Origin of the sequence: Actimicrobium sp. CCI2.3, from assembly GCF_035019065.1 — a bacterium.
Classification (GTDB): Bacteria; Pseudomonadota; Gammaproteobacteria; order Burkholderiales; family Burkholderiaceae_D; genus Actimicrobium.
The window spans coordinates 52,301-63,465 of the sequence record NZ_JASJWR010000031.1 but is presented as its reverse complement, the minus strand read 5'-3'; the positions used below and the strand labels follow the sequence as shown (position 1 = coordinate 63,465).

The 11,165-nt window shown below is 56.2% G+C and carries 8 protein-coding genes; 6 read left to right on the top strand and 2 right to left on the bottom strand.

Annotation, left to right across the window (positions count from 1 at the left end):
• Window positions 1–413 precede the first annotated feature (413 nt).
• Both QN370_RS16500 and QN370_RS16495 read left to right on the top strand, forming a co-directional pair.
• Window positions 414–1,592, top strand: coding sequence for an MFS transporter (locus tag QN370_RS16500; RefSeq protein WP_322127591.1), 1,179 nt, complete (start codon window positions 414–416; stop codon window positions 1,590–1,592).
• Window positions 1,593–1,752: 160 nt separating this feature from the next.
• Window positions 1,753–2,166 (top strand): GFA family protein, encoded by a 414-nt coding sequence (locus QN370_RS16495; protein ID WP_322127592.1) that lies wholly within the window; start codon window positions 1,753–1,755, stop codon window positions 2,164–2,166.
• A gap of 223 nt (window positions 2,167–2,389) precedes the next feature.
• Here QN370_RS16495 and QN370_RS16490 read toward each other — a convergent pair whose 3' ends face one another.
• The gene (locus tag QN370_RS16490) at window positions 2,390–3,511 is read right to left on the bottom strand and encodes an alkene reductase (RefSeq protein WP_322127593.1); all 1,122 of its coding nucleotides are present in this window, start codon (window positions 3,509–3,511) and stop codon (window positions 2,390–2,392) included.
• Window positions 3,512–3,796: 285 nt separating this feature from the next.
• On the opposite strand from QN370_RS16490, the gene QN370_RS16485 reads away from it, so the two are divergent.
• From QN370_RS16485 to QN370_RS16470, 4 genes are all read left to right on the top strand, one after another.
• Window positions 3,797–5,530 carry an ABC transporter permease subunit gene (locus QN370_RS16485; protein WP_322127594.1) on the top strand — a complete coding sequence of 578 codons (1,734 nt, stop codon included), beginning with the start codon at window positions 3,797–3,799 and terminating at the stop codon, window positions 5,528–5,530.
• Window positions 5,531–5,538: 8 nt separating this feature from the next.
• Window positions 5,539–6,840 carry a nitrate/sulfonate/bicarbonate ABC transporter ATP-binding protein gene (locus tag QN370_RS16480; protein ID WP_322127595.1) on the top strand — a complete coding sequence of 434 codons (1,302 nt, stop codon included), beginning with the start codon at window positions 5,539–5,541 and terminating at the stop codon, window positions 6,838–6,840.
• A 122-nt stretch (window positions 6,841–6,962) separates the two neighbouring features.
• Window positions 6,963–9,290: an EAL domain-containing protein gene (locus QN370_RS16475; RefSeq protein WP_322127596.1), complete on the top strand. Its 2,328-nt coding sequence runs from the start codon at window positions 6,963–6,965 to the stop codon at window positions 9,288–9,290.
• Between the two features lie 7 nt (window positions 9,291–9,297).
• The gene (locus tag QN370_RS16470; protein ID WP_322127597.1) at window positions 9,298–10,158 is read left to right on the top strand and encodes a phosphate/phosphite/phosphonate ABC transporter substrate-binding protein; all 861 of its coding nucleotides are present in this window, start codon (window positions 9,298–9,300) and stop codon (window positions 10,156–10,158) included.
• A gap of 29 nt (window positions 10,159–10,187) precedes the next feature.
• Here the strand turns inward: QN370_RS16470 and QN370_RS16465 are convergent, their stop codons facing one another.
• Window positions 10,188–11,093: an AEC family transporter gene (locus QN370_RS16465; RefSeq protein ID WP_322127598.1), complete on the bottom strand. Its 906-nt coding sequence runs from the start codon at window positions 11,091–11,093 to the stop codon at window positions 10,188–10,190.
• Window positions 11,094–11,165 lie beyond the last annotated feature (72 nt).

Here is an 11,165-nt window from a genome sequence, read left to right as displayed (position 1 = left end):
GCCCACACTTATCAACTGTTAATTGTTAAAGAACTTCCTGCACTCCGCACTGCACTTCGATTAACCTCACCGACCGTGCCGTGTTTTGCGCTGCTGACAAAGCGTTTTGTTTGTCTGCGCTTCGATGTCGCTGAAGCAGGAGGCGAACTATAGCCATTACCAACCTCGCTTGCAAGCTTTCCGGGTAAATAATTTAGTCTGTTTGTTAGATAACTCAAGGCCATAAGTATTCCGGATTTCATCTGCAATGACAAATGTGTAGCTGCACGTTATTTTGTTCTGACGTACCATCAACTTCCCTGCCTTTGTGCGCCCTCGTGTTTTGTACCCCTCCATTCATTTTTTTAATCAGATGACAATCAGATTGCACTTCATTTGATGTCGTCGAAGTACCCTTCACAAAAGAAAACTTTATGCCATTAGCTCTGTTGGTGCTCGCCCTGAGTGCCTTTGCCATCGGAACTACCGAGTTCGTTATTCTCGGTTTGTTGCCCGATGTTGCAAACAACCTGTCGGTGTCCATCCCGAGCGCTGGCTGGTTAATTACCGGCTATGCGCTTGGCGTCGCGATCGGTGCGCCCATCATGGCGCTCGCCACCGCATCGCTGCCTCGCAAACGCGCCCTGCTCATTTTGATGGCAATTTTTATCGTTGGTAATGTGCTGTGTGCGATCGCTACCGATTACGGTTTCCTGATGACTGCCCGAGTAATTACATCCCTCTGCCACGGTGCTTTTTTCGGTATCGGTTCCGTCGCTGCAGCGAGTCTGGTTCCGGCGCACAAACAAGCATCGGCAGTGGCGCTGATGTTCACCGGACTCACGCTGGCTAACGTACTCGGTGTTCCGCTGGGAACGGCTCTCGGACAGTTTGCTGGTTGGCGTTCAACTTTTTATGCCGTCGCAGCGCTGGGTGTCGTTGCTTTCATTGGACTTCTATTAGTACTGCCTGCCAATGCGGGACAAAAGAAGCCGGACTTACGACGCGAGTTACAACAACTTCGTAACGCGGGAATCTGGATGGCCCTTGCGACGACTGTTTTGTTTGCATCGGCGATGTTCGCCTTGTTCACGTACATTGCTCCATTGCTAGGAGACGTCACAGGAGTCAGTCCGAAAGGGGTGACCTGGACCCTCTTTCTAATTGGACTCGGCTTAACGTTAGGGAACTATATCGGTGGCCGATTAGCTGACTGGCGACTAAGCACTGCACTGGCTGGAATATTTGCCGCCATGGCAGTTGCTTCTGCTTCCATACACTGGACGAGCGCGGCGCTGATCCCGGTTGAAATCAATCTTTTTCTTTGGGCGATGGTGGGCTTCGCTGCCGTACCGGCATTGCAAATCAATGTCATGAAATTCGGAAAAGCAGCACCTAACCTTGCTTCGACGCTTAACATTGCCGCCTTCAATGTAGGAAATGCCGTTGGTGCATGGGCCGGCGGAATGGTCATTACGGAAGGGTTCGGCTTGTCGGCCGTACCGCTTGCTGCGGCAGCACTTGCACTTGCAGCACTCTTGCTGACGCTGGTTGCCAATACCGTTGGCCCACAACGCACACCTGTTGCTGATGCTGGCACTGCAACAACGTAAATCCGACATCTTTTTAAAAATGCGAGATAACGCCAGACACATGCACAATGAGGACCATGGAGTTGCATCCCCTAAGCTGCATTGTGCATTTTCAACCTCGAAAGACAGGCGTTTGGCACACTGAACAGCACTGAATCTGTCGCAATAAGTGGAGTGAAAATTGGCACACACCGGAAGTTGTCTATGTGGTGGTATCGAGTTCAGCATCAACACGGAACTGGCACCGATCCAGGTTTGCCACTGCTCACAGTGCCGCAAAGCACAAGGAGGTCCGTTTGCTACCAACATACCGGTACCAACCGTAGCGTTCGTACTCATCACAGGTACTGAATTACTCAAACAATATGAGTCCTCCGAAGGCAAGTATCGGCATTTTTGCCAAATCTGCGGTTCGCCAGTGTTTAGCTCCCGACAATCACTTCCTGACGTCATACGCGTACGCGCTGGCCTCATCAATGAAGAACTCGGAACCAAGCTTGCCTTCCATGCTCACGTCGACTCGCAATGTGAATGGTGGCCCATCAATGACGATATCCCTCAGTTCCCTGGGGCATTTATTCAGAACCACACCTGACTTGTTCATTGCGCGTAATGTGCCTCCCGCAAAAAACCTGCTGGGAGGACGCTGGATAACACGATGGTGAAACGTCAACCTCTTGCGAATCTGTTGTCGACCGGATCGCACATAAAAAATGCCGCTCAGGAATCAACTGAACGGCATTAAGGCAATTGCCTGACATCTTTTTCGCCTGACATCCCTGGCTTGGCAACCCGGTGCCAGGGAACGTCGCGTCAGCTTACTTTTTAGCGCCCAAAAACGGATAGTCGATGTAACCACCTGCGTCGCCGCCGTACATCGTCGCCGGATCGGCTTCGTTCAAAGGCGCATCGGTACGCAGGCGCTCGACCAGATCCGGATTGGCAATGAACGGACGTCCGAAACAAATCAGATCGGCGTGCCCTGTATCCAGCGCGCTGCCGGCCAATGCCTTGTCATAGCCATTGTTGGCCATGTACGCACCATTGAACAGGCGACGCAGGATTTGCAGATCAAAGCCACCCGCGACATCGCGGGTGCCGCCGGTATCGCCTTCAATGACATGCAAGTAAGCCAGGTTAAATGCGTTGAGCGACTCCACCACATAGGTAAACAGCGGCTCCGGATTGCTGTCGTCGATATCGCCAAATTTGCTCAGCGGCGAAATACGCACGCCGACGCGATCGCCACCCCAGACGTCGACCACGGTGGCCATGACTTCCAGCAGCAAGCGGGCACGGTTTTCGATCGAGCCACCGTATTCGTCGGTGCGCTGGTTGGTCTTATCGCGCAGGAACTGGTCGAGCAGGTAACCATTGGCTGCGTGGACTTCGACGCCATCGAAACCGGCGGCTTTGGCATTGAGCGCAGCGGTACGATATTGCTCGACGAGGCCAGGCATTTCGGACGTCTCCAGCGCACGCGGTGTCACCATCGGTACGAAACCGTCTGCGGTAAAGGACTTTCCTTCAGGCTTGATCGCCGATGGTGCGACGGGCAAGGCACCGTCAGGCTGGATCGACGGATGCGAGATGCGGCCGACATGCCAGAGTTGCAGATAAATGTGGCCGCCCTTGGCGTGGACCGCGTCGGTAATGCGCTTCCAGGCCAGCACCTGTGTGTCGTTGTAGATACCAGGCGTGAGGATGTAGCCTTTGCCCTGGGGTGAAATCTGGGTCGCTTCGGCGATGATCAGGCCGGCGGTCGCACGTTGGGTGTAGTACTCGATGGCCAATTCGCTCGGCACGTCGCCTTCGAGGGCGCGGCTGCGTGTCAGGGGAGCCATGACGATGCGGTTTTGCAGGCGCAGCGAGCCAAGATGCACTGCTTCAAACAGGCGCAAGTCGGTGTTGGGAGTGGTGGATTGCGTTGATGACGGCATGGTGATCCTTTATATGAGCGTGCATAGTCGCAGAAAAAAACGTTGTATGCAGTAGCCGGTGAAAAACAACCGGCTGCAAAGTCGGTGCTGCGATGTCAAGTAACTGCCACGGTAAGCAATTTTGTAACTCCGTGGTCATCGGTTTGATTCATAATGGCGAGCTTTTTCCGCGGATGCAGCTAGTTCCGCTGCGCCCGGAGGCAACCAGCACATTTACGTCTAGCGTGACCCCGAATGCGGTTACCGGATCGAACAACACGCGCACCCTCTACAGGAACAAGCATCATGTTTGAATTATTCACCCCGCGCCGCGCCGGGCAATCGGTGCTGGCCGCTGGTCCGAACCGCTGGGACTGGATCCTGTTGCCGCTGGTACTGGCGGTCATCGCCGGGCTGGCCTTTGGCGCGATGCAAATGTCGCGTCCGTTCATCGTTGGCGAAGCGACACCGATTTCGCTCGACCCCGAATACCTGCCGTACTATTTACTGCGCACGATGCTGCGCATGTTCACCGCACTGGCCTGTTCGCTGCTATTTAGCTTTGCGTTTGCAGCTATCGCGGTCAAGTATCGCGCCGCCGAAAAAATCATGGTGCCGATGCTCGACATCCTGCAGTCGGTGCCCATCCTCGGCTTCCAGGCGATTGCCATCGCGCCATTCATCCTGCTTTTTCCCGGCAACCTGCTGGGTGTCGAATGCGCGGCGATCTTCGCGATTTTTACGTCACAGGCGTGGAACATGGCATTTAGCCTGTACCAGTCGATGCGCACTGTGCCGCCCGAACTGAGCGAGGCGGCGCGGGTATTCCGGCTGTCCGGCTGGCAGCGTTTCTGGCGCCTCGAGCTACCGTTTGCGATGCCCGGCCTGCTCTGGAACATGATGATGTCGATGTCGGGCGGCTGGTTTTTTCTGGTGGCTGCCGAGGCGATCTCGGTTGGCGGTCAAGATATCAAGTTGCCGGGCATCGGTGCCTATATCGCCATGGCGATCGAAGCCGAAAACGGTCGCGCGATTGCCTATGCCATCGGAGCCATGCTGTTCGGGATCACGCTGTACGACCAGCTGTTTTTCCGTCCGCTGCTGGCCTGGGCTGACAAATTTCGTTTCGAGGAAACACAGGGCGACAGCGCGCAACGGTCGTGGCTGCTTGACTGGGGCCGACGCAGCCTGTGGATACGCGAACTGACCGGCCGCTTCTGGCGCATGATGAGCAGCACATTGAGCTGGTTCAGTCTGCGTCCAGTGCGCGCAGCGCCGACGGCGCGCTCGGAAACCCGTATCAAATCCATTGCCCGCGCGTGGGACGTGGCCATCATACTGCTCTCGCTTGCAGCAGCGTACTGGCTAGTGACCTTTGTGCGAAGCGATGTCGGCTGGAGCGAGGCGGCGCATGTGGTCGGTCTGGGCCTGATCACGCTGGCACGCGTGATGTTGCTGATCGCACTGGCCTCGCTGGTCTGGGTGCCGATTGCCGTCTGGATCGGTTTGCGCCCGCAGTATTCGCAACGGGTCCAGGCACTGGCGCAATTCCTCGCCGCCTTCCCGGTCAACCTGATGTTCCCGATTGTGGTGTTCGTGCTGGTCACGTTCAAACTCAATGCCAATATCTGGCTCAGTCCGCTGATGGTCTTCGGCACCCAGTGGTACATCCTGTTCAACGTCGTGGCGGGTGCCTCGATGATCCCCAACGAATTGCGACTGGCCTCCGATAATCTCGGTCTCAAGGGCTGGTTAAAGTGGAAACGGGTCTATCTGCCGGGGATCTTTCCTGCCTACGTAACTGGTGCCATCACCGCCAGTGGTGGCTCATGGAATGCCAGCATCGTGGCCGAATACGTCACCTGGGGCAAGACCACGCTGATCGCTGATGGCCTGGGCAGTTATATCAAACAGATGACGGATGCTGGCGATTTCCACCGGATCGCGCTGGGTATTGGCGTGATGTGTATTTTTGTGATGTTGTTGAACCGGTTCTTCTGGCGCAGGCTGTACTCGCTTGCCGAAGACCGCAGCCGATAGGAACGTGCATGAACAAACCAGGATTGATGGAACTGGCCGGTGTGGCCAAATCATTTCGTAGTGCCGATGGTGCCCCGCGGCTGATTCTTGACGGTGTCAATTTTGCGCTGGCCGAAGGCGAAATCGTCGCCTTGCTGGGCAAATCGGGCTCCGGAAAATCAACGCTGTTGCGCATCATCGCCGGCCTGATTCCGGCCGATGCGGGCACTGCCCAATATCGCGGCCAGCCGATTGTCGGACCGGCTACTGGCGTGGCGATGGTATTCCAGTCGTTCGCCTTGTTTCCGTGGCTAACGGTGCAGCAAAACGTCGAGCTCGGTCTCGAAGCGCAGGGCATTGCGCCGTCCGAACGCGAAAAGCGCGCCGATGCGATGCTCGAATTGATGGGGCTGGCAGGCTTCGGCGGCGCTCTGCCACGCGAACTGTCCGGCGGCATGCGCCAGCGTGTCGGTATCGCCCGCGCGCTGGTAACCAATCCCGATGTGCTGCTGATGGACGAAGCCTTCTCGGCACTCGATGTCCTCACCGGCGAAACGCTGCGCAACGACATCCTCGATCTATGGGACAGCAACCGCATCCTGACCAAGGGTATCCTGATCGTCTCGCACAACATCGAGGAAGCCGTGATGATGGCCGACCGCATCATCATCCTGTCGAGCGACCCTGGCCGCATACGCAGCGAAATCAGTATCGACATGCCGCGTCCGCGCAGCGCCGATTCCGTCGAAGTACGTGGTTTGATTGACGAGGTCTACGGCCTGATGACGATGCGTCAGCCACAAAGCACCGTGCCCGGTGAGACCACCGCGATGCACCTCGGTTACCGCTTGCCGGAAACCGATGTCAGCCGTATCGAAGGGGTACTCGATCTGCTTGCTGGCGCGCCGTTCAATGGCCGTGCCGACTTGCCGAAACTGGCCGAGGAAACCGAGCTAGCCGACGATGACCTGTTCCACACCTACGAAGCGCTCAGCCTGCTCGGACTGGCACATGTCGACAAGGGCGACATCACGCTGACGCCGCTGGGCCAGCGGTATGCCGATGCCGATCAGGCGCTGCGCCAGGAATTATTCGGCCAGCAGGTACTGATGCACGTGCCGCTGGCTGCCCGCATCCGTCACCAGCTTGAACGCGAACCGAGCGGCACCTCGCCAGAAGGCCCGTTCATCGAATTGCTGGAAGAATTCCTGAAAGCCGATGAAGCCAAACGGGTACTTGAGGTAGCCGTCGAGTGGGGACGTTATGGTGAAGTGTATGAGTATGATTTTCATACTGGCCGGTTGAAATTACCAGATCAAGAGGAAGAATAGTTAATTGAATGGGCAATCTTTTAACCTTGCTGTCACTTTCGCGGGTTACCATCCGTACTTAGACCGCTAATTCGACATCACAGGCCACTCACTTGGTTTCCGTCACATCGCACGACACACCGTTGAACGAGAAACTACTGGGTAACGGGAGAGGTCTGCAGGCAGGCATCGGACTGATGGCACTGATGCTGATCATCCTGATTGTCTTCACCACCCATTCCCGCATCGCCGCTGACCGGATCGAGGCACTGGACATATCGGTTGCCGCAAGCAGCAATGTGGCCTCGATCGTCGCTGCCAACCTCGGCGAGGTACTCGGACGTACTGCAATTTATGCACGCCTGAGCACGACTTTTCTTGAGCAAGCGCATGACGCACAGGCTATTGGCAACCCGTTAGCGATCGGCGATGCCGCTTTCCTGCGCATGGCGATATTTGATGCGGAAGGAAAACTCGCCCATTCGTCGTCGCGACGTCAGGTCGAACCCGACCTGCAACTGTTCGCGCGTACCGTGTTATTTTCCGAAACGTCCCCAGCGCTTGTCATTGGCGGCATCGATACCGGCATCAACACCCACGATCCCCAGACCGGATGGCGTATCCCAGTGGCCGTGCCGCTGATTTCCGGCCAGCGTCGCATCGGTGCATTCGCAGGCTACATCGATCTGGGTTACCTGCTTGCGCTCTACAAGGAAGCGAGTCTGGGCACGCGCAGCCGTATCGAAATCATCGATAGTCGCGGTCACCAGTTAGCCGAAATGGTCGACGGCACCATGTCGGCCGGACGTGATCTCGAACGCACGGGCTATGCCAGTTTCACTGGCGGTACGCAATTGTCCGGCACGATTGATGCCAGACGACCCGGTGACAGCGGTGCCAGTATCGGCGTGTATCGCCGGCTTGACCATTTCCCGCTGCTCGTCACAGTAACGCGCAGTCGTGCTGCGGTGCTCGACGAACTAGCGCCGCGCGATGTCAAATATCTCATCCGGGCGACGCTTATCTCTCTGCTGATCCTGCTGGCCAGCGCAGGGCTGATTGTGCTGGCTCAGCGCCAGCGCCGACTCTACGCGGGACTGACCGACTCCGAAGCGCGCAATCTGGCCCTGATCAACCAGCTGGAAACAGAAAAAGTACGCGCCTACCAGCTTGCCTCGCTCGACTTCCTGACCGATATTCCTAACCGCATGAAGTTCTACGAACTGGCCGCCATCGAACTGTCACGCGCGCGACGCAGTCGCAGATTAACGGCAGTGTTTTTTCTGGATCTCGATAAATTCAAGGTCATCAACGATACCTACGGCCATGGCGTCGGTGACCTGTTGTTGCAGCAAGTTGCCAGCCGCTTGCGTCTGTCGCTGCGCGGTCATGACTTGGCCGCGCGGCTGGGCGGCGACGAATTTGCCGTCCTGGTCTCGGACCTCGACAGTGACGAAGCGGTTGCCATCGTCGCCAGAAAACTGGTCGCATCGCTGTCGGAACCCTACCCCGACCTCGATGGCCACGATCTCGATATCACGCCCAGCATCGGTGTCGCGCTGTATCCGGGTGACGGCGAAGAGATCGATACGCTACTCTCGCGTGCCGATCGCGCCATGTACCTGGCCAAACAAGGCGGACGCGGCTGCTTCCGCTTTTACGAGGCGTCGCTCAACACCACGTCGGCGCGCAGTGCCGAACTGGTCTCGCGCTTTGCACGCGCCATACGAGACGGCGAATTTTGCCTGCACTATCAGCAGCGCGTGTCCTGCACCGACTTCCGTCCGGTCGGCCTCGAAGCGCTGGTGCGCTGGCAACATCCGGAGCACGGCATGATCTTTCCGGGCGAGTTCATCACGCTGGCCGAGGAGCACGACTGCATCGTCGCGCTGGGCAACCACGTCATCGACATGGCTTGCGCACAGGTCGCCAACTGGCAGGTACTCGGGCTGACCGTGCTGCCGGTGGCGATCAATATTTCAGCACGGCAGTTGCGTGACGAAACGCTGCCGGACATCATGACGGCCTGCCTGAAAAAGTACGCGATACCGGCCTCGCTGATCGAAATCGAAGTCACTGAAAGCTGTTTCATCGAACAGCCGGAACTCGCTGAAAAGGTGCTGCGCGCCCTCGATGAGCTCGGCATGCGGATTTCGCTGGATGACTATGGCACCGGTTTTTCTGGCCTGAGTCACCTCAAGCGCCTTCCGATCAGCACGGTCAAGATCGACCGCTCGTTCATCCGCGATATCCGCAACGACAACAGCGATGCGGTCATCGTCTCATCGACCATTTCGCTGTCGCATAATCTCGGCTTGAAAGTCGTCGCCGAAGGCGTCGAAACACGCGATCAGGTAGTCCACCTGAAAACTGCCGGATGCGATGAGCTGCAGGGCTACTACTTTCACCGTCCGGCAGCAGCGGCGGACATCACTGCGCTGCTGCGTCATCCTTCCGCCTATGCGGCTTGATCGCTACTTGAAATGCTGGACTGCTACGCTTGCCCTGCTGCTGGCGGGCATCTCGTCGGGGCATGCTACCGACTGCGAACGTCCGTTGCGCCTGCGTTATTCGATGGTGCCTGAAGGCGATGTGAAGGTCGATCTGGCACGCTTTCGACCACTGCTCGACCGCTTGCAGGCGACGCTGGGCATGCCTGTTGAAGTGGTGACACCGGCATCCTATGGTGCGGTCATCGAGGACTTGCTGGCGGGCAAAGTCGATCTCGCCCGGCTGGGCCCGTCGTCTTACCTGAATGTCAGGAAAATGGATCCGACCATTACGCCGTTTGCCACCTTTTCACAGCCGGCCAGCCCGTTCCAGCAAGCTGGCCCGTTTTATCAGGCGTTGCTGATCGTGCGCGCGACCGGTCCGATGAAACAGGTGGCCAACCTGCGCGGCCAATCCCTGGCGTTAGTTGATCCGAACAGCACGTCGGGTAGCAAGGTGCCGCGCCATTACTTTACCGAACTGGTTGGTGCACCTCTGGAGGACTGGTTTGGCCGTGTCTCGTATGCCGGCAGTCACACTGGAGCAGCCGCCGCCGTGGTTGACGGACGCGCTACTGCGGCCTTTGTCTCCAGTTTTCAGCTCTCGAAGATGGTCAGCGAGGGAAAACTGCGCGAACACGACGTACGCATCTTGTGGCGCTCTTCCCCATTGCCGCTGGACCCGTTCGTGTATCGCAGCATGCTGTGTGCCGATATTACTGACAAGATCCGTGCCGTCTTCCTCGACAACCGCGCACCGGTTGCGACACCGGTTCTCAATGGCATGAATGCGATCCGTTTTTTACCGATACAGGACAGTGATTACCGGGTGCTTGATGTACTGCCGTGAGACTACGGCGTGTCTTTGTTCCAGAGACCTTACTTCACAAACGACAGCGCAACCGGAATAACGATAATCGCCAGTACAGTACTCGCCATCACTGCGGTCGCTGCTTTTTCAGGATGAATCGCCAGGTCATTGGCAATAACGACGGTATTACCTGCCATCGGAACACACGCCATTAACAACAGGATGGACTTTTCCACCTGACTGATCGCCTCTGGAAAAAGAGTGATGGCAAGAATCGTTAATGCCGGCCAAACACCATACTTCCAACCCATAGATGCCAATAAAAATCGCCAGTCAACTTCAAGGTTGTTAAACCTTGCCAGCGTTAATCCAATCACCATCATCCCCAAAACACTGTACGCACCCTTGAAACTGGATAAGCCGTCCAGAATAATGGGGGAAACATGAATGCCCGCAGCACGCAATAACAGCGCTGCTCCGAATGCATACAAGATAGGCATGGTCGCGATTTTTCTGATGCTCTGTGACACCTGATAATTACCACGCGACGTCAAATAATAGCCATATGAAAACTCATAGAGATTGACGCCCAAAATAATAAACACGGCAATCGCAGCGCCTTGCGCGTCGAATAAAGCTAAAACCAAAGGAAGGCCAAAATAGCCAGTATTCCCGGTGCCTGCCGAAAAAGCAAAAAGATTGGCGGTGCTGTCCTTCCACAATAATCGGCCCAATTGCAAAGCGATCGTGGACATTACCGAGCAAGCCACAAAAGCGACCAAGGTATAAAACAAATAATTCTTGCCTTCTGGCGCTTGCAGAACTGAAACAAACATTACTGCGGGCGAGATAACGTAAATCAGCAGGGTCGATATTTCTTTTTGATTTATGCCGAATTTTTTCCCGACAAATAAACCAGCAATGGCAATCGAAACCAACAATAAAACTCTGATCAATATTTCATCGTTACTCATCGCCCGTCCTAAAAAAGCACCCGATGCATTATTCACATGGCGGGATTATGTGACTAAATAAAATAATCAAAC